Here is a 22511-nt window from a genome sequence, read left to right on the forward strand (position 1 = left end):
CGATATATCTTGACGTTTTGCTGTTCAGTTTTCAAGGTTCAATATTTCAATCTAATTACCTAATCAAGTCCTCTAATCGAAGTGTTGCAATTAATTAATAACGACTTATTATATTGAAACAACATCGTTTTCGCAACGTCCTCTAAAAGCGACTTCTCAAATATAACATCGTCTTCCAAAAGAGTCAAGAACTATTTTTAATTCATTTCAGTTCAATGAATCTGTTGAAGCGACAAACAATAGAATAACACATATTTACTAGAACTGTCAACATAATTTTAATGGAGCGCTAAACTAGTGCTCCATTAACTATGTTCCAGTCACTTAACCTTATATTCGCGGTGGAATATCATTTCATTTTTAGACATCGATTCAACCACTTGAATAAAACCTTTTTCTACAAGAAATTCAATGAAGACTTCTAATTCAATAGAGTAGATACGCAACTCCTCGTGGTCATGAAGTTCTTGGATCTCCCAACTTCCTTTCGTTGCCATCACCTCTAATAAATGTTGTGCACCATCTGCTGTTCTATTATGGATGAAAAATTCACTCGCTAGAAATAGAAGTTCTAGGCGTTTTTGTAATGGTTCTTCACTGGTAATTAACTCTTCATAAAGTTTGTAAATTGCTGGGTCAATTTTTTTCACCTGAGACCAAATTGTAACTTCCGGCGATATTCCTTTTTCAATGATTGCTAATCTAGCTAGATTATGCAATGAATTGACTACATGATTATACGCATCCATATAGTTTTCGTGATCAAAGAATGTTTTTCCTTCTATATAAGCGCGCACAAGTCTAGATAACTCAATTCCCATTTTTATTTTCCTACCTATAAATGGATACTCTATTAATTCTCTCTTCAACTTCTCAACATATTCGTTACGGTCAAAATAAACTTTACCGTAAAAAAGCCAATCCACTACTTTTCTTTGCGTGCCGACTAGTAACCACTTTTGAAGTTGACTTTTACTAATCACATGCATCGATGCTATGCCAGAATCTGAAGTATAATGTTTAGTGAAAATGGGTCTATCCTCATTTTCTGTAATGATTAGGAGAATCGCATCAAACATATCTGTTATTGGATCTCCATCATTTCTTTTTTCAACAAGTATAACACCGAGTGTCTCGGGATCACTTGCACGTTCCTGGTAAATTGATCTTAATACTTGTTCCAATCACAAAACCTCCCCGCAGCTTTACTTTCGACAATCAAACCTAAAATCCTTTTTTAAGGCTTCAAAAATATCGCATGAAATTTTTTTATGCTATAGTAGTTGAGGATATACCAAGGAGGTAACAACTGATGAAACCATATAAAAACAAAATAAATCGAATTAGAACATTTGCACTCTCACTTATCTTTATAGGTGTAGTCATTATGTATCTAGGAATATTCTTCAGAAAAAATGAGATTGTTATGCTTATCTTTATGTTCCTAGGTGTACTCGCAATTATTGCCAGCACGGTTGTTTATGCATGGATTGGGATGCTCTCGACTCGAGCTGTTCAAATTGTTTGCCCTAGTTGTGGCAAACAAACGAAAATGCTCGGCCGTGTAGATATGTGCGGACACTGCCGTGAACCACTCACTCTTGATCCTTCGCTTGAAGGTAAAGAATTCGACGTATCATATAACCGACCAAACAAAAAAGCCCAGGATACAAAAAACAAAGAACAATAAAAATATCCAGCAACCTTTTTTACTCAAAGGCTTGCTGGATTTTTTTTAATTCATTTCTACTGTTTTTTCTGCACATGCTGGACAAGTCCCATAGACTTCCAACCGATGAGCATTAACCTGGAAACCAGTTACATGAGAAGCAAGATGTTCAACTTCCTCAAGTCCAGGATAATGAAAATCAACAATTTGATCGCATTCCGTACAAATGATGTGATAGTGATCATGTGTAACAAAATCAAATCGACTTGATGAGTCACCATATGGTAACTCTTTAATCAGATTAACACCTTGAAACACACGAAGATTATTATATACCGTTGCAACGCTCATGTTCGGAAAAGTACCTGCAAGTGATTTATATATTTCATCGGCCGTTGGGTGTGACTTAGAAGTAACAAGATATTCTAATATCGCATGTCTTTGCGGAGTAATACGTACCCCTTTTTCTTTCAACGTGTCCAGCGCGCCTCTTAACGTGACTTCAGACATCGCTATGCACCTCAATCCTATAGAGATTCTTACTTTGTAATGATTATAATTAGTGTACTTAAAAAGATGCTTGATTGTCAACTAAAGCGATGCCTATCATTTTCTTAATAACCGAACTTTAGGTCAATGACATTACTAAATTCTTTGTCATTCTCAATCCATTTCGTTAAATTTTCTTTAAAAACAACAAGTGATCTTTCGATATATTTTCCAGACTTGCTAGAAACATGTGGTGATACTGTACAGTTCGAAAGCGTCCATAATTCATTGTCCGCTTTCAATGGTTCTTCTTCAAATACATCCAGTACCGCATGCCCGATTAGATTATCCTTTAAAGCTTCCACAAGTATTTGTTCATCGATGATATCACCACGTCCAAAATTCATAAACACTGCAGTCTCTTTCATTGCATGAAGGTGATCCGTACTTAAGAGAAATTTTGTCTCTGGAGTGCTAGGAAGCACAGAAATTACAAAATCTGCTATAGGTAGGTTTTCCACCAACTCATTAAAGGTGATAATTTCGTCCATTGAGTCTACGTTTCGTCCTGAACGATTACAGCCAATTGTACGAACACCAAAAGCTTGTAACAGACGCCCAATTTCAGAGCCAATTGCCCCAGGACCCAAAATGAGTGCAGTACTCCCTTTTAGTTCAGTCGATTGAAACTTTGTAGACCATTGTTTGGTTTCTTGAATGGCATAGATTTCGGGAATTGATCTTTTCAGTGCTAAAATATGCGCGAGCACTGACTCTGCCATTGGGGTTTTATGAATGCCTCTAACATTGGTCACGAGTATGTCTCGTTCAGCAATTTCCTTCAGCGGCATTTTTTCTACACCGGCCGAGGCGACCATCAACCATTTTAATGCTTTCGCGCGGTCAAGTACCGCTACATCGATATTACCTCCATAAGTGACAATAACATCCGCTGACTCAACTTCCTTATGTTCAACTTTTCCATTGAAATAGAATGTCACTGTTGGAAACTCTTCGATGAGTGCTAACTCTTCATGTTCCTTTATTTTAAGTGTAAATAATACCTTCATTGCTCATTCCCCCTCAGGCGTTTACGATTTCCGACAATGTCGATAATGCTTCATCGATATGGCCTTTAACCTTTACTTTACGCCATTCCTTGACGATTTTTCCAGAAGGGCTAATTAGAAATGTGGAACGTTCAATCCCCATATATTCCTTGCCAAACATCTTCTTCAATTTCCAAACATCGTACATTTCTGCCACTTCATGATTGTCATCGACTAGCAGCGAAAATGGTAAACCTTTATTTTCGATAAACTTAGTATGGGAAGCTTCATCATCAGGGCTCACGCCTAAAATGACTGCATTCAATTTACTGAAGTCCTCATAGGAATCTCGAAAATCACAAGCTTGTGTTGTACATCCTGGTGTCGCATCTTTTGGATAAAAGTACAAAATAACATATTTTTCTCCTGCAAAATCAGCAAGTGAAACTAGGTCACCTTTTTCATTGCGAAGCGTAAATTGTGGGGCTTGTTGTTCTTCAAGGTTTGTCATCATCGATTCCTCCATTATAATTTAGATACAATGCTTTCGTTCTACCTTAATGGTACTTGACACATCAGTTACTTTCAATTTCTTTGGCGTATCAAGTGAATTTTGTTTAGAATAGAGAGGTAAGATACGAACGGAGGAAACAACATGATTAGAACACAGTCCGAAACAATCTATAACGAAGCAACCGAGCATATTGTGGGCGGCGTTAATAGTCCATCGAGAGGTTACCATGCAGTAGGCGGGGGTTCTCCAACTGTCATGGAACGTGCAGAAGGTGCATATTTTTGGGATGTAGATGGCAATAAATACATTGACTATCTAGCTGCATATGGTCCGATTATTACAGGTCATGCGCATCCACATATTACAAAAGCAATTACGCATGCTGCTGAAACTGGTGTGTTATATGGGACACCGACACAACACGAAGTGAAGTTTGCAAAAATGCTTAAAGAAGCCATGCCGAAGATGGATAAAGTCCGTTTTGTCAATTCTGGTACTGAAGCGGTCATGACAACAATTCGTGTTTCGCGTGCTTATACGGGAAGAACTAAAATTATGAAGTTTGCAGGATGCTATCACGGACATTCTGACTTAGTCCTGGTCGCAGCGGGATCTGGCCCTGCAACATTAGGTACTCCGGACTCTGCTGGTGTGCCGAAGTCCATCGCTGAAGAAGTGATTACCATTCCTTTCAACGATCCTGAAGCTTATAAAAATGCTATGGCAAAATGGGGAGATGAAATCGCTTGTATTCTCGTCGAACCTATTGTTGGGAATTTTGGAATCGTAGAACCTAATGAAGGTTTTTTAGAGTTAGTGCATGAACTTGCATCTAACCACGGGGCACTTATCGTGTATGATGAAGTCATTACAGCATTCAGGTTCCACTACGGCGGCGCACAAGATATGCTTGGTTTAACACCTGATTTAACTGCATTAGGTAAAATTATTGGTGGCGGATTGCCAATAGGCGCATACGGTGGCCGAAAAGAAATCATGGATCAGGTTGCACCGTTAGGACCAGCTTATCAAGCGGGGACGATGGCTGGAAATCCAGCTTCGATGCTATCAGGAATTGCATGTTTAGAAGTATTACAAGAACCGGGTGTTTATGATGAAATGGATCGTCTCGGTGCTTTACTCGAAAATGGCATTGTAGAATCTGCTAAAAAACATGGCATCACATTGACCACAAATCGACTCGGCGGAGCCCTTACATTGTTTTTCACTGATGTAAAAGTCGAAAATTATGAACAAGCTGAAGCGACAGATGGAGAGATGTTCGGTAAGTTCTTCAAATTATTACTTCAAAACGGGATTAATATTGCACCATCCAAATATGAAGCTTGGTTTTTAACAACTGCCCATACAGAAGACATTATTCATAAAACAGTTACCGCAGTTGATAAATCATTTCATGAACTTGCAACTGTTCTTAATAGCTAACTTAGGAAATTAGCGTAAATACTTTCCACTAAGAAAGGGAGAGTTCGTATGAGACTTGGTGCCCGTATTATTAAAACTGGCGTTGCAATCGTGTTGGCATTATTCATAGCCGACTTGCTCCAACTCCCGCAAACTGTGTTCGCAGGGATTGCAGCTATTTTTGCGGTCCAACCCTCCATATATCGTTCGTATTTAAGAATTGTTGAGCAAGTTCAAGGTAACGTAATCGGCGCTGTTGTCGCAATTACTTTTGTGCTCATATTCGGACATCAACTCGTCGTTATCGGGTTAGCAGCTGTAATGATTATATTAATCATGAACAAATTAAAGCTTGAAACTTCCATTACAATGGCCCTGGTCATGATGATTGCCATTATGGAGATTCAAAATGATGACTTTCTAATCTATGCCGTTCTCAGATTTACAACGTTTTTCGTAGGCGTTTTCGCTGCCTTTTTAGTTAACTTATTGTTTATGCCACCCAAATATGAAACTAAATTATTTCATACAATCAATCAAACCCAAGACGAAATCATTCGCTGGGCTCGAATTACTGGTAGGCAAACTTCCGATCATATTTCAACTAAAAAAGCGTTGAAAACGATAAAGGCTAGACTCACTACAATCGATCAAACATTTCTTTTCTATAAAGAAGAACGCGGCTATTTCAAAAAAACAACGTGGGCAAAGGCAAGAAAACTCGTTGTGTATCGCCAAATGATCGCAGCATCTAGAAGTAGTTATGAAGTTCTGCAACGAATTCATAAATTTGAAAACGAGCTAATCGATTTACCTGAGCAATTTCGAATGATGGTCCAGGAAAGACTAGATTCACTACTCACCTACCATGAACAATTACAACTTAAATTTGTGGGCAAGTTGAAAACTGAAAATATGAATTCTGATACCAATGAAGAATATATTCAGCGACATGAAGTATTAGAGATTTTCGTGAAAGAAATTGCGTTAACTAAGGAAGAGGAAGAGTTTTCTGCCTATCATCTTCTTCACGTTCTATCTGCAATTTTGAACTACGAAGAGCAATTAGAACATCTAGATACATTAATTGTTTCGATTCACAAGCACCATAAAGTAAAGATTAATGTCAATAACTACGAAGGTAGTTTTTAAATAATAATCCCGCACATCGACCGTAAAATCGTTGTGCGGGATTATTTTAGTTTTTCATCTTCGGATCCATTGCATCGCGTAAACCATCTCCCATTAGGTTAAAACCTAGGACGGTCAGCATGATGGCAAGCCCGGGAAAGATCATCGTCCAAGGTGCCGATTGTAAATAATTTTTCGAATCTGCTAGTATTTTTCCCCATTCAGGTTGGGGAGCTGCAGCGCCTAATCCGAGAAATCCAAGGGCCGCTGCTTCAAGAATCGCAGTCGCAACTGCAAGTGTTCCTTGAACAACAACAGGCGCCATGGAATTGGGCAAAATATGAGAAAATAATATTCGTAAATCCTTCATGCCCACTCCCTTGGCCGCGGTAATATATTCATCTTCCTTAATGCTCAACACCTTAGAACGTATTAAACGGCCAAAATTCGGTACGTTGATAATGGCAATGGCAATCAGCGCATTTTGCAGGGAAGGGCCAAGTACTGAGACGATCGCAATTGCCAGTAGAATCGAGGGAAAAGCGAGCATGATATCAAAGATTCTTGAAATAATCGTATCCACCCAACGACCATAATATCCCGCGACAATACCAAGAATACTGCCGACTACGACTGACCCAATCACTGAAAAGAACCCCACCCACAAAGAAATACGCGCACCGTGAATAATTCTCGATAAAATATCGCGCCCAAAGTCATCCGTTCCAAGCCAATATTCTGCCGAAGGAGGTAGAAGACGATCAGCCATAAATTGCTCATTAATCCCTTCTTTTGCTAAAAACGGGCCTACTATCGCAACAATTATAAAGAAAAAAACAATCACTACACCAACAACGGCAACCTTGCTTTTCTTAAATCCCTTCCAAGCCTCACGCCAAGGACCCGCGGATCGATCAATATCAGCTTCCGCGACTCCATCTACTTTCGGTAATAGTTCAGACATCGCCACTTCCCCCTTCCTTAATCATATTTAATCCTTGGATCGATGAAGCTATACAATAAGTCGACCAACAAATTTATCATGACAAAGAAAAATGCAATGATTAAAATACCTGACTGAATTACGGGATAATCCCGGTACCCAATTGCATCGTAAATGTATCGACCCACACCTGGCCAAGCAAAAATGGTTTCAGTTAATATTGCACCGCCGAGAAGCATGCCCATTTGTAGACCTATTACTGTTAATACTGGAATAATTGCATTTTTAAGCGCATGTTTATAAACAACCCAAAACATTTTTTGTCCTTTTGCTCGCGCCGTGCGAATATAATCGGAACGCATGACTTCGAGCATACTCGATCTAGTCATCCGTGCAATAATCGCCATCGGAATTGTCGCAAGTGCAACCCCAGGTAATATTAGATGGCGAATGACTTGCCAAAGTTGGTCAAAACGGCCAGCTATGATTGTATCTATAATATACAAATTCGTTATCGCTTCCACGGGATCTCGAACTTGCATCCGTCCAGTCGTTGGCAACCACCCCAACTCCAACGAAAACAACCATTGTTCCATAAGACCCAACCAAAAGATCGGCATCGAAACACCCACAAGTGCAACAACCATTGCTGTATAATCGAACCATGAATTTTGAAACCAGGCAGAAATAATTCCCGCATTAATGCCGACAACAATGGCAATAATCATTGCAAAGAAAGCAAGTTCAGCCGTAGCTGCTAAATAAGGCCAAATTTCATCTGCTACAGGCGCGTGGGTTCTCATTGATTCGCCTAAGTCACCTTTTAAAATACCACCAAGATATTTAAAATATTGAATATACCACGGATTATCGAGTCCTAACTTCACCGTCAGCGCTTCAACAGCCTCTTTCGTTGCTTGTTGACCAAGAATCATTTGTGCTGGATTTCCAGGAATCGCTCTGATAATCATAAAAACAATAAAAGTCATCCCCAGCAACACTGGGATAAGATGCAGAAGCCGTTTCCCTATATAGCTTAGCAATCAATTCACCCCTTCGACTTTACAGGATACTTTTCGTATTATGTACGAATAGTTGGAATGAAAAAGAGGAGAATCCGTCAGACTTCTCCTCTTTTCATTAATTACTCAAAGTCTACATTTTTCAAAATATCCGAACCCGTTGGATGTGCTAGGAATCCTGTTAAATCTTTAGCCCCTCCAAGAAGCGGTGTTGAGTGTGCTAGAGGTACCCATGGTGCTTCTTCATGAATGATTTCCTGTGCTTTTTTATAGAGCTCAATACGCTTATCTTCATCTACTTCGGACTGAGCTTCAATGAACAAATCATGCATGGCATCATTTTTAAAGTACGTATAGTTGTTACTACCGATATTATCTTCATCTAGTAATACATACATGAAGTTATCCGCATCTCCGTTATCCCCAGTCCAACCAAGCATAAATGCATCAGCGTCTCCTTTACTCGCTAATTCCAAGTATGTTGCCCATTCATGCGTAACAATTTTTGCGGTAACGCCAATATCCTCTAGATTTTTTTGAATAACTTCAGCTACTTTTTCACCGTCTGGCATATAAGGACGCGGAACTGGCATTGCCCACAGTTCCATTTCAAAACCATCCTCAAACCCAGCTTCTTTTAGTAATTCTTTTGCCTTTACCGGATCGTATTCATAACCTTCAATATCATCGTTATAACCTGAGATTGATGGTGGCATTGGATTTTTAGCTATCTCAGCGCGTCCTTCAAAAAACGATTCGATAATCGTTTTCTTATCAATCGCGTGGTTCATCGCTTGACGAACTAATTTATTGTCAAATGGTGGACGTGTAACCGTTAAACCAAGATAACCGACATTCATCGATGGACGTTCGAATAACTGTAACTCTTCACTTTCTTCAATTTTTTTGCCGTCTGAAGGATTAATGCCATCCGCTAGATCAATATCTCCTGCAAGTAATGCGTTCAAGCGTGCCGAGTTATCTGGAATCGATAAGAAAATAACCTTTCCTAGTTTCGGCAGTCCATCTTGCCAATAGCCGTCGAATTTTTCTATTGTAATTGAGTCATTTGGCTTCCATGCAACAAATTTAAAAGGACCCGTTCCAACTGGGTTTCTTGCAAATTCATTGTCACCTTTTTCAAACGCAGTTGGACTTGCGATTGCAAACATGTCCATCGCAATGTTTTTCAGAAAAGGCGCTTGTGGTCTTTTCAGTTTAATAACGACTGTGTAATCGCCATCTGCTGTCACTGATTCAATAACATGGCTCTCATCGTCTTTAAAGCCGCCGAACATAGAGGCATAGTACGGGAACATCTCTTCATCACCGTTTGCCCATCTTTCAAAGTTTTTGACAACTGCATCGGCATTAAAGTCAGTATCGTCATGGAACTTAATTCCTTCTTCTAATTCAAACGTATACGTCAAGCCGTCATCAGACGTTTTCCAATCATTTGCGAGCCCTTTATTTATGGTGGTGTCTTGTTCACCAAAATTAAGAAGCGTTTCAAAAAGATTTACTGTAACTTTAAAGGTTTCCCCTTCAGTTACCCGTGATGGATCCAGCGATGTTGAATCTCCACCACGTCCAAATACTAATGTTCCCCCACTTCCTTCTTTATCTTTAGTTCCAGTATCCTCACCACATGCAGCAAGAACAGTTGATAAAACGAGTAGCAGTAAAATTGCTAATGACCTTAGCTTACCTTTTCTCATCGACTAACCCCTCCGTCTGTTTTTATATCATTGCGCGCACCATCTGCATAAAGATGACACGCAACAGAATGACCTTTTTTAATGTCTAACAGCTGCGGAACAACTTGCGTACAAATATCCATTTTAAATGGACATCGCGTATGAAAAGTGCATCCAGTTGGTGGATCTGCTGGATTGGGTATATCTCCTTCTAAAAAAACTTCTTGCTTGATATAGTCCGGATCCGGAACTGGAACTGCAGATAATAAGGCTTGTGTATATGGATGGAGTGGATTTGCATAAAGTTCTTCACTCTCTGAAACTTCCACCATTTTTCCTAGATACATAACGCCCACTCGATCACTAATATGGCGAACCACTCCGAGGTCGTGAGCGATGAAAATATAAGTTAAGTTAAATTCTTTTTGCAAGTCTTGCATTAAATTCAAAACTTGTGCCTGAATCGATACATCAAGCGCTGATACAGGTTCATCTGCGATGATCAATTTCGGATTTGTCATCAGTGCTCTTGCAATTCCTATTCGCTGTCTCTGCCCTCCACTAAATTGATGTGGATAACGTTTGGCATGAAAGTCACTTAATCCAACAACTTCTAAGAATTCACGAATTTTTTTATTTCTCTCTTTCACGTTTTTCATTCCATGAACTAATAATGGCTCCCCTAAAATTTTTTCGACTGTATGTCGTGGATTGAGTGATGCATATGGATCTTGAAACACCATTTGAATATCACGCCGCGTTTTCCGCATTTCTTCCGCAGATAATTTCGTAATATCTTTTCCGTCGAATTCGACCGTACCTTCAGTGGGTTCAAGTAATCTTAATAGCATTCGACCAGTTGTCGATTTACCACAACCTGATTCCCCGACAATCCCTAACGTTTCTCCTTCATTTACGTAAAAGGAGATATCGTCCACCGCTTTAACTTGACCGACCACCCTTCCAAACACGCCTTTTTTAATGGGGAAATACTTTTTTAAGTGCTCAACTTTCAATAAGGGTTTTGTCACGCGCTGCCACTCCTTTTTCGTCATATAGGAAGCACCGAGTTTGGTGGCCAGTGGATGCCTGATATAATTTCGGATTTTCGATGAGACAACGGTCAAATGCATATTCACAACGAGCAGCAAACCTACAACCATTTTCGATCGTACCTGGTCTTGGGACATTACCTGCAATGGAATACAATCGGTCCTTTTTATATCTTATGTCTGGCACGGATTGAATAAGCCCTTTTGTGTAAGGATGCTGAGGATTTTCAAATATGGTCTTAACGGGGGCTTCTTCAATGATTTGGCCTGCATACATGACAATTACACGTTCGCATGATTCAGCAACAACGCCGAGGTCATGCGTGATAAGGAGAACGGCTGTGTTTAGTCGAGTGTTTAGTTCTTTCATAAGTTTTAATATTTGGGCTTGTATTGTGACATCAAGTGCAGTTGTCGGTTCGTCTGCAATTAACACCTCAGGATCACAAACAAGCGCCATAGCAATCATGACACGTTGCCTCATTCCTCCGGACAATTGGTGGGGATAATCCTTCATTAAGTCGCTTGCTCTAGGTAGTCCAACAAGCTTAAGCATGTCAATAGCGCGCTGTGATGCTTGTTTTTTCGACCATTTTTTCTCATGGATTAATACTGCTTCAATAAGCTGATTGCCAATCGTAAAGAGCGGATTTAAAGAGGTCATTGGCTCTTGAAAAATCATCGCGATATCATTTCCGCGAACATGGCGCATTTGTGCTTCAGATAACTTTAGTAAATCCTGCCCTTTAAACCTTATTTCTCCTCCGACTATTTTACCTGGTGGACTTGGTATGAGCCCCATTATCGAAAGTGAAGTAACGCTTTTTCCACAACCTGATTCGCCAACTATACCAAGCACTTCTCCCTCGTTTAAGTGGAAGTCGATATGATCTACGGCTGGAATTTCTCCTGAGTCAGTGAAAAAAGTAGTCTGCAAGTCTTTCACTTCTAGAATTGTTTTCCTATCCTCCATCAGATCACCCTTTTCTATTCATCTGATTAATTAGCATATTTCAATTATACTGTGAATGATAAATAATACAACAAGTATTTCGGTTGTTAAAATAAAAAGAACGATATTGCAGTCCCATAATTGGGCGACAATATCGTTCAATAATTTAAATATGTTGTACTTGGAATAAACTGAAGTAAATTCCTTCTTTTTTCATTAATTCTTCATGTGTGCCCATCTCTTTCACTTCGCCTGCATCGACTACAAAAATCTTATCTGCATGTGTAATGGTAGATAATCTATGGGCTACAATAAGTGTTGTTCTTTCATGCGCCAGGACCTCTAATGAATCTTGAATGAGTGCTTCACTTTCAAGGTCTAAGGCTGAAGTTGCTTCGTCTAAAATAAGTAATGGCGGATTTTTCAAGAATACGCGCGCAATCGCAATGCGTTGTTTTTGACCTCCTGAAAGTTTAACGCCGCGCTCTCCAACAGTCGTGTCATATCCTTCTGGAAGCTCTTCTATGAAATCATGTGCATTTGCAGCAATCGCGGCGGCAATGACTTCTTCATCCGTTGCGTCGTGTTTACCCATCATGATATTGCTTTTTACAGAGTCGCTAAATAATATACTATCTTGCATGACAATGCCTATTTGATCTCTCAATGATTTTATTTTAACATCTCGAATATCATGCCCATCAATTCTAACTGCCCCGTTTTTCACATCATGGAACCGTGGAATTAGCCCGACAATTGTCGACTTTCCTCCACCACTCATCCCCACGAATGCGACTGTTTCACCAGGACTTGCTTTGAAACTAATTCCTTTTAATACATTTTCGCCATTTTCTTCATAGGAAAAACTGACATTATCGAACTCGATTTCACCCTGAATTTCAGGAAGGGAAACTGCATTTTCTTTGTCTGTTATATCGTACTTTTCTTCCATTAATTCAAAGACACGGTCCATAGATGCAAATGATTGTGTCAGTGAAGTTGAAGAATTTACTAGCCTACGAAGCGGACTATACACACGCTCAATAAACGCGATAAACGCAACCATCGTTCCAACAGAGAGATTTTCGTTAATGACTTGGTACCCGGCATAACCAATAACGAGAAGTGGTGCAACATCTGTAATCGTATTGACTACTGCAAAAGCTTTAGCATTCCACCTTGTATGGTCAATTGCTTTATCTAAAAAGTTGCCGTTTGTTTTATTGAAACGTTCCTGCTCTACATCTTCTAGCGCAAAACTTTTAATAACACTGACTCCTGAAACACGTTCATGTAAATAACTCTGGACATCTGCAAGAGCCTGTGATCGTTTTCTAGTCAAAGTACGGAGTTTTCCAAAGAAGTGTTTAACGCTATAACCGTAAAACGGAAAGGCAAGGAGCGTAACGATTGTAAGGGGAATATCCATTGTCAGCATGATTCCAACCGCAATAAGAATCGTTGCCAAGTCAAGCCAAACGTTCATGAGACCTATCATGACGAAATTTCTGGTTTGCTCAACGTCATTAATCACACGTGAAATGACTTCCCCGGCGCGCGTATTTGAATAATAACGCAAACTAAGCTTTTGTAAATGTGAATAAAGATTTTCACGAATATCGTATAAGATTTTATTGCTCACCAACTGAGCATAATATTGTCGGTAGTATTCGACTGGAGGACGGACGGTAAAGAAGATCAGCATCGTTCCCCCGACCCAGTAAAATAATTGTTTCGTCGCTTCCTGCGCTGATAATGATGGTTCACCGATAATATCATCGATGACGATTTTCATTAGTAGCGGCATGAATAGTGGTATTGCAAATTTAATGATTCCAATGACTAAAGTTAGTATTATCAACCATTTATATGGCTTAACAAATTTTAAATAACGCTTAATACTGCCACCCATCAATTTTTCCCCCTACTACAGAAAACTTATTCGTTGTGCGGCGGTTGTTCACTGCTTTGAATTTTCTTTTGAAATTCATACCTTGCCGTCCATGCTTCTATGAAATCTGGGGCAAATGGACCGCGTCGCTGCTTTATCCAACCAAGTAATTTATCGAGATTATTGTATAATATTTGATCGAAAACCTCTGGATAGTTCATTTGCTTTTTATGGTCTTCATATTCATCTTCATCTAAAATCATATAACTCATATCTGGAAACACTTTTACGTCCAAATCATAATCGATATATTTCAACGTTTTATTGTTGTAAACAAATGGAGAACTCATATTAACATAATAATAAACCCCATCTTCTCTGAGCATGCAAATAATATTAAACCAATATTCTGCATGGAAATAACAGATGGACGGTTCTCTTGTCATCCATGTTCGGCCGTCAGCTTCTGTAACTAGCGTTCGCTCATTGCCTCCGATGATAATATTACGTGTTCCTTTTAAAACAATTGTTTCTTGCCACACCCGATGGATATTGCCATCATGTTTATAACTATGTACTTGAATTGTTTCCCCTTCCTTAGGAATCACCATTTTTCACCACACCTTTTCGTCGCCCTAGAGTTTCGATACGCTTATATTATTTCACTAGTATATCAATAGAACGGTTAAAGATGAAACCATAGCATTTATTTCCGCAATAATTGTTTATACTCAACCATGCAAAAAACCGGCAGAAGTATTTAGCTTCTGCCGGCAGGTGATGTCTATCCACTTATCTAGAACCGTTGTCGAATCGATTAGCACGCATGCCTGAAGATTGTTGTTGCTTTTTAGCTTCAGACTGCTGGTTTTGTTTCCTAACCTGATTTAAATCAGTTTCGGATCCAAATTCCTCACCCATCGGATTTTGAGATTGACCTTGTAAGGATTGCTGATTCTGTTTTCTAACTTGATTAACGTTAGTTTGATTCGGGTTTTGGTTTTTAGTCATGGATATTCACCTCCGTGCTCCTTAACATGTGCAGGAAATTATTTTTTATCCATGTATTTTTATTTACATGACAATTGATCGTCCACCGTCCACAATAATCGTTTGACCGCATATCATGTTCGAGTCATCTGATATTAAGAACATAGCCGTTTTAACCATATCTTCAATTTCAACCATGCGACCTGCTGGCGTATTTTTTCGGGCGTCGTCAAGCAATTCTTCCCGATTCGGAAAATGTTTTAACGCATCTGTATCTAATGCGCCGCCTGACACCGAGTTAACAACAATTCCTTTCGGCGCAAACTCGACAGCTAAATAACGCGTCAAAGATTCTATTGCTGCTTTCGAGACACCGATTGTTGTGTAATTTTCAAGATAGCGAATAGAACCAAGTGAGCTAATTCCAATAATTTTACCGCCATTATCCATGAGTTTAGCTGCTTCTTGCGCGCCAAATAACATAGCTTTCGCGTTAATGTTCATTGTCCAATCCCAATGCGTTTCCTCTAGTTCCATAATTGGACGCAAAACACCAGAAGCTGCGTTGGATACGAAAACATCTAATCGGCCAAACTCATCTTTAACTTGTTCAAACATGGTACGAAGTTTTTTCACATCACCCACATTTGCTCGAAGCATGATCGCTTTTCTACCTAATGCTTCAATTTCTTTCACAGTTTCTTCTGCGGCAGATTTACTACGGGCATAATTAACAACAACGTCATAGCCATTTTTTGCGAGCTCGATTGCGAGTGCTTTCCCCAATCCTCTTGAACTTCCTGTGACCATAGCGACTTTATTTTTCGTCATATTAAATTCCTCCATTTTTAATAGATTCCCATATTTTTATAATGGGGACTGGTTTAGGTAACGATTCAACTTCTTCTCTTGTGAAAAATTGATAACCTTCAAGAACCGTTTGTCCCACAGCTAATCGGGCTCGAAAACCTTTCATCTCCCAAGTTATATGAGTGAAGATATGCTTAAATTCAATGATTTCACTTAGTGATTTTATTTCCAATCCTGTTTCCTCTGTAAAATGATTGGCAGGAGAAAGATTGTTTTTGTATTCAACAATTGGAAATTCCCATAAGTTTGCTAGTAGTCCACTGTCCGGACGTTTCCTTAGCAACCAATCTCCTTCTTCATTTTGAATTGCGAATGAAGCAACAGGAATAACTTTACCTTTTTTCTTTTTGGTTCGAACTGGCAATTCGTCTTGACGTCCTTCATCGAATGCTGCACAAAATTCACGAACGGGACAAAGTAGACATTTGGGTCTCGGTGTACAAATTGTTGCACCAAGTTCCATTACTCCCTGATTAAAGGAAGACGGATCTTGTTGATCGATCAGCGACATAATAACTTCTTCAAATATTCGTTTCGTTTTTGGGATGGTGATGTCTTCTTCAATTATAAGCAATCTTGACATCACGCGCATTACATTACCATCTACAGCATGTTCTGGGACGCCAAAAGCGATGCTGAGTACAGCGCCAGCAGTATAAGGACCGACACCTTTTAATGTTGAAATTTCTTTTCGATTGTTCGGTACAATACTTCCGTAGTTTTCGACAACTTCGCGAACACCACTCTGCAAGTTTCGCGCTCGAGAATAATAACCAAGACCTTCCCACATTTTTAGTAGTTCATCTTCATCTGCAGTTGCTAATGATTCCATCGTAGGGTATTTGTCGATGAACCGATTATAATAGGGGATAACTGTGTCGACTCGGGTTTGTTGAAGCATCACTTCTGATACCCATATATAGTAAGGATCCGATGTTTGTCTCCACGGCAAATCCCTTTTCTCCTCGTTGTACCAAGTAATAAGTGCCTGACGAAATTTTTCTTTTTCTTCTATAATTCGCATGTTTTCCTCCATAAAGCGTATGTTATGATTACATAGAAAAGGGTATACAAGAAATAAGAATATCCCTAAGGACAATTCCAATTCCATTTTTGTTAGGAAGATGTCATTTTATCTTCCGTAAAAGGAGCTGATTTTTTTGGATACTGGAACTCATATTGTCATGGGTGTTGCTATTTGTGGAATTGCCTTATCAGATCCCGTCGTTTCTGTGGATGCAGTAACAACGAGTGCAGTGTTTAGCGGTATTATTATTGGTTCGCTGATTCCAGATATCGACACTGTTTTAAAACTTAGAAATAATGCGGTATACATCCGACATCATCGCGGAATAACACACTCCATTCCTGCAGTGCTATTATGGCCGCTTTTGCTAACAATATTATTAACATTGATTTTCACCGGTTCTAGTTTTTTTCATGTATGGGCATGGACATTTTTAGCTGTTTTCGTCCATGTATTTGTCGATATCTTTAATTCTTATGGGACGCAAGCCTTGCGACCTTTTTCAAAGAAATGGGTAGCCATTGGGGTTATTAATACTTTCGATCCAATTATTTTCACTTTGCATTTACTAGCCATTACGATATGGCTCTTTGGTGTAAAACCAATTTATCCGATTTCGATTATGTATGGCGTCATATTCATCTATTACTTGATACGTTTTGCCTTGAAGTATGCGGTTAAACGCGCAGTTTCGAATCGGATTCCAGATGCAATTGAGATTATTATTGCGCCAACCATTCGATTTTTCCAATGGAGAGTCGCCGCCTCTACCGAAACCCACCATTACGTAGGACGTGCATATGGGCGTTCAATTACGATTTATGACCAATTTACAAAAGATCCATTGCCAGACTTGCCTGAGGTTAAGGCTGCCTTAGCGAATACTGATGTAAAATCATTTACCGAATTTTCACCGATTTACCGATGGGAAATCACAAAGATTGGTGAATTATGCGAAATCCGATTAATCGATTTACGTTATCGAAACAAAGACTACTACCCGTTCGTCGCTGTCGCTCATGTCGATTCTGATATGAATGTGATTAATTCATACACTGGGTGGATTTTCTCAGAGGACAAGCTCAACAAGAAACTGAATTTCATGCCACATTCGCGAACCTAATTTAGGGTTGAAAATTTACAAGAGAACCGAGTGTTTCAAACACTGGGTTCTTTTTCGTACATTTATGCTAAGTAAGTGTTATTTTCCTGTTTTCACTGGTTTTAACATGGATATAGGCAATGCTTCGTTAGTTAGATTACCGCCTAATCTATGCCCCCAGGCAAAACGCCCTTTTAAATAGTCCACCTGGAAAAACATACCTTCATCGCCTTCGATGCGATAAATTTCTCCTTTTTCAATTGTTGCTGGATCGATTAAAAAAGCCTCAGCCATTAGCATTTTACGTTGATAAACTGCAAACTCATTGAGAATTCCCAGTTGCTCTGCTTTCCGTGATTTTTCACGTAAATTTGCAATTTCAGTGCGTAACTCATGTTCTGTCATATCGCTATACTTTTTCTCAGTTGTCATTTTCATTCTCCTTCATCTCGATAAACCGATCGATTCGGTCAAGTGGAATTCCTTTTTGGTACATGGATTGTTTTACACGATTGTTTAAATCTCTTCCGCTAAATTTCGAACTGTAGCGACGCCAAGCTTTTTCGCCAATGGACTCCGTTACACCTGCCCATTCATCTTCATCAATCGTTAAATCTAGATTTTCTAAAGCTTGTTTACTTACTTCATACGAATACCCTTTTCTCAATAAAACGTTATGAATCCGCTGTTTGGTTTGTGCAGGGGATTGGGACCGTTTTTTTGAAGCTTCTTTTTCAGCCAACTTCTTAGCAATTTCTACTTGTTCATCGACTGAGTAGGTATCCAACACTTGCTCTTGCAATTCTTTTCCAATCCCCTTTTTTTGAAGTTCCTGCTGGATTGCACGTGGACCACGGCTAGATGATCTTTTCTGTGTTTCTAGCAAAGCTGCAGAAAATGTTTCATCATTTAAAAAGCCTAAATTTCTTAATTTCACAATTGCTTCCAGAACAATTGCTTCTCCGTAACCTAAATCTAATAGCTTTTGCTTCACTTCAAATTCACTACGCATACGAAACCCCAAAAAATGTAGCGCTCGATTAAACGCCTTACGAATTTCATCTTCATAGACCATTTCATCGACTGACCAATCTTCCAAGGATATCCCTTTTGTCAATTCGAATTTAACTAATACAGATTCATGCACACTGAATGCATACTTGTCATCTAGAAAAATATTATAGCGTTCCTTATCTTTCTTTTGTTGTGTTATCTTTGTAATAACAGGCACTTTGATTCCCTCCTGTACTTTTCTTTAGTATACATCTTCACCCTGCTAGATTCAGCTTTATAAATTACCGATAAAAGATGGGGCGATAAATATGAAAATTGTACTTGCTGGTGGCTCTGGGCTAATTGGCCGAAAAGTAGCAGAAACATTGAGAGCTGCGGGACACCAAATTACTATCCTCACTAGGCACCATAAACCGAATGAACATGGCATTTTTTATGTACAGTGGCTCCGTGAAGGTCTTACGCCAGAAGATGAAATCGGCTTTGCAGATGCTTTTATCAACCTTGCGGGTGTTTCTATTAATGATGGACGATGGTCGGCAAATCATCAACAACAAATTTATGAAAGTCGAATGGCAGCAACAGATGAACTGCTTCGAATCATTCGAGCACTACCAACAAAGCCCGCTACATTAGTAAATGCAAGCGCAATTGGCATATATCCTGCCGACAACCACACGCATTATACAGAAGAATCAACCCAAGTTGCAAATGACTTTCTCGGAAGGACCGTTCTTGATTGGGAACAAAAAGCATTTGAGGCAGAAAACGATGGACTCCGCGTTGTTTCAACAAGATTTGGTGTCGTTCTTAGTTTAGAAGGCGGTGCATTTCCATTGATGGCACTTCCTTATAAATTATTCGTAGGTGGTACAGTCGGTAGTGGTAAACAATGGGTCTCTTGGGTTCATATACAAGACGTCGCAAACGCGATTCTTTTTGCGATTGAAAACAAAAACATCAGTGGTCCAGTAAACGTAACTGCACCTTCTCCACTACGCATGAAGGAGTTTGGCGAAACGATTGGCGCTGTCCTTCGAAAGCCACATTGGATTCCTGTGCCGTCATTTGCGATGAAATTAGTGCTAGGTAAAAAGAGCGCTTTAGTATTAACCGGACAATATGTAACACCAAAAAAACTACTTGAAAATGACTTTAAATTTTCCTTTCCCACATTAGAATCGGCTCTAAAAGAGCTATATACTAAAAACGTATAATTACAAATTAGAAACGCATCCTACTTAAAAAGGAGGGTGCTTTTTTATGGATAAATTTCATTGGCGAGGTTTTTTACTGGCTACCATCATTATTTTCGCGGGGATCTTATTCAACCCCTTTACTGCTGCCGCAGAAGAATTTCACTGGGGATTTAAAAAAGCAACAAATGGTGTACCGCCAGATGCAGGAGCGGCTTTTAATGGAATCCTCGACAAATACGGTGCCATCTACAAAGGAAATGCAGATGAAAAAGTCGTTTACTTAACATTTGATAATGGTTACGAAGCGGGATATACCGAATCGATTCTTGATACGTTAAAAGCCGAAAATGTCCCAGCAACTTTTTTTCTAACCGGTCATTATCTAACGAGTGCCACACCAATACTGAAACGCATGGTTAAAGATGGTCATATAATCGGGAATCATTCATATGATCACCCAAATATGGCAAACTTATCGGAGAAAGAAATGGAAGATGAGTGGAGCAGGTTCGACAACAAGCTCAAAGAATTAACAGGAATTGAACGAACCGTTTATGTAAGGCCACCGAAAGGAATTTTCAACGAAAAACTACTTAGTTTCGGCAACGAACTTGGCTATCGCCATATGTTTTGGTCCGTTGCTTTCATCGACTGGCATAAAGATAAGCCACGTGGAAAAGATTATGCTTATGGTGAACTGATGAAACAATTGCATCCCGGTGCAGTCATCCTAATGCATACAGTCTCCTCTGACAATTCACAAGCACTCCCATCTTTTATCAAAGAAGCCAAGAAGGAAGGCTATCAGTTCAAATCTCTAGACGACCTCGTCATGGAGTACGAGGGAATCGATAAATCGGTATTTTAACGAACTCAAGCCGCGCCCGGTTTTATACGAGGCGCGTTTTTGGTTTTTTAACGACTGAAATGATGAAAATTATGCCAAGAAAGAGCGAAATGAGCAATAAAAAACTAAATGTCGCTTCAAACTCTAAAAATAATCCACCTAAAAACGGGCCAGATAAACTCCCCAAACTAAAGAAAATTCCGCATAATAGATTCCCAGTTGGTAATAATTCTGTCGGTGTTAAATCTGACATATATGAAATACCAAGCGAATAAATGGAGCCGACAAATAGCCCTGCAATAAAGAATGTGACCAAAACGAGAACCGTAGAAGATTCAACTAGACTTGCCGCAAAAAACGCTGTAGCACCACCGCCGAGCGCTATAACAAATACTGGTCGTCTGCCAATCCGATCAGAAAGTATGCCGAGCGGGATTTGCGAAATGATGCCACCTATAGAAAATGTCGCTAGCATAATTGAAACAGCAGCTACGTCAACACCGTTACGAAGCGCATACACGGGGAAAATAGCATTAAGAGATGATTCGAGAAACCCATAACCAAATGGGCCTAAAAATGCTAACCAAGCAAAAGCTGATGTCGTCTTAAATCGATTCATAAAACCAGTTTCAGCGGCGGTTCCTTTTATGACATCAGGGAATTCATTTTTCAATAAGAAAATTAGCGACCAAGCCAGCATGCATAATACACCTGAAACAATAAAGGGTAATCCTTCAAACACGTTAACCAGCGGGACAAATAATGGACCTGCCGCAAACCCAACTCCGAACGACAATCCATACACAGCAATATTTCGACCCAGTCGGTGTTTCAGCGAAAAACTTGTAATCCATGTCTGAGAGGAAAAATGCAATGCATGATCTCCAATGCCTATAATTAATCGCAAGACAAACCAAAAAACCATACTTTTCCACAAAGGGAATAATAATAAAGAACAAAAGACAAATAACCCACCAATAACAATAATAGGTTTAAATCCAAACCTTCTTAAGGGGGCTTCCATAAATGGCGAGATAAGCAGCGTTCCGATATATAATCCTGTCGCATTTAACCCGTTTAGTGCGCTTGAAACACCATCTTTTTCAAATATGACTGAGATTAGTGGAAGAAGCATTCCTTGTGAAAACCCCGAGATTGCAACAATCATAACAAGGACTCTAAATCGCGTTTTCTCAACATTTTTAAAACTACTCATCCGTGCACACTTCTCCATTTCCATTGTGAAATCGTGTTTAATTCTACCATATAAGATAGCTAATTTCGCATGAAATACACAATGGGTATTCTAGAGAACTCAAAAGGCTTAGACCATCTCTGAATTTCAGATGAACTAAGCCTTTTATGTTTGAAATGATTCTTGACTATCTTCTACCATAAATCGTATTTGTCCTCGTTGGGATACTTCAATACCAACAGACGTTTACGAATCCCCTCCTCCGATGCTGAATTTGAGTTCGTCTATACAAATATAGCGTCCTCCCTTCCGCTTGATTACTATTATATTAACACATTAATTATCTATTAACAATCTTATAACTACCTGAAAATTCAATTGAATCTAAAGTACTAAATACACCTTCTCTCTTGCCAGATAATTAAACGAATAA

The 22511-nt window shown here is 39.3% G+C and carries 23 protein-coding genes; 6 read left to right on the forward strand and 17 right to left on the reverse strand.

Going from position 1 to position 22511, the window contains the following annotated elements:
- Positions 1-320: 320 nt before the first annotated feature.
- A complete protein-coding gene (locus AC25Y1_RS14860; RefSeq protein ID WP_488148785.1) occupies positions 321-1184 on the reverse strand; it encodes a nucleotidyltransferase-like protein in 864 nt (287 codons plus the stop codon).
- A 128-nt stretch (positions 1185-1312) separates the two neighbouring features.
- Here AC25Y1_RS14860 and AC25Y1_RS14865 point away from each other — a divergent pair, with 128 nt between their 5' ends.
- Positions 1313-1690 carry a YgzB family protein gene (locus AC25Y1_RS14865; RefSeq protein WP_488148786.1) on the forward strand — a complete coding sequence of 126 codons (378 nt, stop codon included), beginning with the start codon at positions 1313-1315 and terminating at the stop codon, positions 1688-1690.
- A 45-nt stretch (positions 1691-1735) separates the two neighbouring features.
- Here the strand turns inward: AC25Y1_RS14865 and perR are convergent, their stop codons facing one another.
- The 3 genes from perR to bcp all read right to left on the reverse strand — a co-directional run bounded on the left by perR (position 1736) and on the right by bcp (position 3718).
- Positions 1736-2179, reverse strand: coding sequence for a peroxide-responsive transcriptional repressor PerR (gene perR / locus AC25Y1_RS14870; protein ID WP_488148787.1), 444 nt, complete (start codon positions 2177-2179; stop codon positions 1736-1738).
- 104 nt (positions 2180-2283) lie between these two features.
- Positions 2284-3228, reverse strand: a complete 945-nt coding sequence (locus tag AC25Y1_RS14875; protein WP_488148788.1) for a D-2-hydroxyacid dehydrogenase — start codon at positions 3226-3228, stop codon at positions 2284-2286.
- A 13-nt stretch (positions 3229-3241) separates the two neighbouring features.
- Positions 3242-3718: a thioredoxin-dependent thiol peroxidase gene (gene bcp, locus AC25Y1_RS14880; RefSeq protein ID WP_488148789.1), complete on the reverse strand. Its 477-nt coding sequence runs from the start codon at positions 3716-3718 to the stop codon at positions 3242-3244.
- A gap of 144 nt (positions 3719-3862) precedes the next feature.
- Here bcp and AC25Y1_RS14885 point away from each other — a divergent pair, with 144 nt between their 5' ends.
- Complete coding sequence (locus AC25Y1_RS14885) at positions 3863-5167, forward strand: glutamate-1-semialdehyde 2,1-aminomutase (RefSeq protein ID WP_488148790.1); 1305 nt, start codon at positions 3863-3865, stop codon at positions 5165-5167.
- Positions 5168-5215: 48 nt separating this feature from the next.
- On the forward strand, positions 5216-6298 hold the full coding sequence (locus AC25Y1_RS14890; RefSeq protein ID WP_488148791.1) for an FUSC family protein: 1083 nt from the start codon (positions 5216-5218) through the stop codon (positions 6296-6298).
- A gap of 46 nt (positions 6299-6344) precedes the next feature.
- On the opposite strand, the gene AC25Y1_RS14895 is transcribed toward AC25Y1_RS14890, so the two are convergent.
- From AC25Y1_RS14895 to mutY, 10 genes are all read right to left on the reverse strand, one after another.
- Positions 6345-7241, reverse strand: a complete 897-nt coding sequence (locus AC25Y1_RS14895; RefSeq protein WP_488148792.1) for an ABC transporter permease — start codon at positions 7239-7241, stop codon at positions 6345-6347.
- 17 nt (positions 7242-7258) lie between these two features.
- Positions 7259-8263, reverse strand: coding sequence for an ABC transporter permease (locus AC25Y1_RS14900; protein ID WP_488148793.1), 1005 nt, complete (start codon positions 8261-8263; stop codon positions 7259-7261).
- Positions 8264-8364: 101 nt separating this feature from the next.
- Positions 8365-9960: an ABC transporter substrate-binding protein gene (locus tag AC25Y1_RS14905; protein ID WP_488148794.1), complete on the reverse strand. Its 1596-nt coding sequence runs from the start codon at positions 9958-9960 to the stop codon at positions 8365-8367.
- Positions 9957-10970 carry an ABC transporter ATP-binding protein gene (locus AC25Y1_RS14910; protein ID WP_488148795.1) on the reverse strand — a complete coding sequence of 338 codons (1014 nt, stop codon included), beginning with the start codon at positions 10968-10970 and terminating at the stop codon, positions 9957-9959. The genes AC25Y1_RS14905 and AC25Y1_RS14910 overlap by 4 nt, the downstream gene beginning before the upstream one ends.
- Positions 10945-11964, reverse strand: a complete 1020-nt coding sequence (locus tag AC25Y1_RS14915; RefSeq protein ID WP_488148796.1) for an ABC transporter ATP-binding protein — start codon at positions 11962-11964, stop codon at positions 10945-10947. The genes AC25Y1_RS14910 and AC25Y1_RS14915 overlap by 26 nt, the downstream gene beginning before the upstream one ends.
- Before the next feature lie 145 nt (positions 11965-12109).
- Complete coding sequence (locus tag AC25Y1_RS14920; protein ID WP_488148797.1) at positions 12110-13855, reverse strand: ABC transporter ATP-binding protein; 1746 nt, start codon at positions 13853-13855, stop codon at positions 12110-12112.
- Between the two features lie 26 nt (positions 13856-13881).
- Complete coding sequence (gene ntdP / locus AC25Y1_RS14925; protein WP_488148798.1) at positions 13882-14445, reverse strand: nucleoside tri-diphosphate phosphatase; 564 nt, start codon at positions 14443-14445, stop codon at positions 13882-13884.
- A gap of 181 nt (positions 14446-14626) precedes the next feature.
- Positions 14627-14845, reverse strand: a complete 219-nt coding sequence (locus AC25Y1_RS14930; RefSeq protein ID WP_488148799.1) for a gamma-type small acid-soluble spore protein — start codon at positions 14843-14845, stop codon at positions 14627-14629.
- Positions 14846-14908: 63 nt separating this feature from the next.
- Positions 14909-15655 carry an enoyl-[acyl-carrier-protein] reductase FabL gene (fabL, locus tag AC25Y1_RS14935; protein ID WP_488148800.1) on the reverse strand — a complete coding sequence of 249 codons (747 nt, stop codon included), beginning with the start codon at positions 15653-15655 and terminating at the stop codon, positions 14909-14911.
- Between the two features lies 1 nt (position 15656).
- The gene (mutY, locus tag AC25Y1_RS14940; RefSeq protein ID WP_488148801.1) at positions 15657-16718 is read right to left on the reverse strand and encodes an A/G-specific adenine glycosylase; all 1062 of its coding nucleotides are present in this window, start codon (positions 16716-16718) and stop codon (positions 15657-15659) included.
- Positions 16719-16854: 136 nt separating this feature from the next.
- Here mutY and AC25Y1_RS14945 point away from each other — a divergent pair, with 136 nt between their 5' ends.
- Complete coding sequence (locus AC25Y1_RS14945; RefSeq protein ID WP_488148802.1) at positions 16855-17844, forward strand: metal-dependent hydrolase; 990 nt, start codon at positions 16855-16857, stop codon at positions 17842-17844.
- Positions 17845-17922: 78 nt separating this feature from the next.
- Here the strand turns inward: AC25Y1_RS14945 and AC25Y1_RS14950 are convergent, their stop codons facing one another.
- Positions 17923-18255 (reverse strand): YfhH family protein, encoded by a 333-nt coding sequence (locus tag AC25Y1_RS14950; RefSeq protein WP_488148803.1) that lies wholly within the window; start codon positions 18253-18255, stop codon positions 17923-17925.
- Positions 18245-19054 (reverse strand): recombination regulator RecX, encoded by an 810-nt coding sequence (recX, locus tag AC25Y1_RS14955; RefSeq protein WP_488148804.1) that lies wholly within the window; start codon positions 19052-19054, stop codon positions 18245-18247. Before recX ends, AC25Y1_RS14950 begins: the two co-directional genes overlap by 11 nt.
- Positions 19055-19145: 91 nt before the next feature.
- Here recX and AC25Y1_RS14960 point away from each other — a divergent pair, with 91 nt between their 5' ends.
- Positions 19146-20054, forward strand: a complete 909-nt coding sequence (locus tag AC25Y1_RS14960) for a TIGR01777 family oxidoreductase (RefSeq protein ID WP_488148805.1) — start codon at positions 19146-19148, stop codon at positions 20052-20054.
- Between the two features lie 46 nt (positions 20055-20100).
- Positions 20101-20904, forward strand: a complete 804-nt coding sequence (pdaA, locus tag AC25Y1_RS14965; protein ID WP_488148806.1) for a delta-lactam-biosynthetic de-N-acetylase — start codon at positions 20101-20103, stop codon at positions 20902-20904.
- Positions 20905-20926: 22 nt separating this feature from the next.
- Here pdaA and AC25Y1_RS14970 read toward each other — a convergent pair whose 3' ends face one another.
- Positions 20927-22099: an MFS transporter gene (locus tag AC25Y1_RS14970; protein ID WP_488148807.1), complete on the reverse strand. Its 1173-nt coding sequence runs from the start codon at positions 22097-22099 to the stop codon at positions 20927-20929.
- Positions 22100-22511: the final 412 nt, after the last annotated feature.

The sequence above is a fragment of the Sporosarcina sp. Y1009 genome, assembly GCF_057669865.1.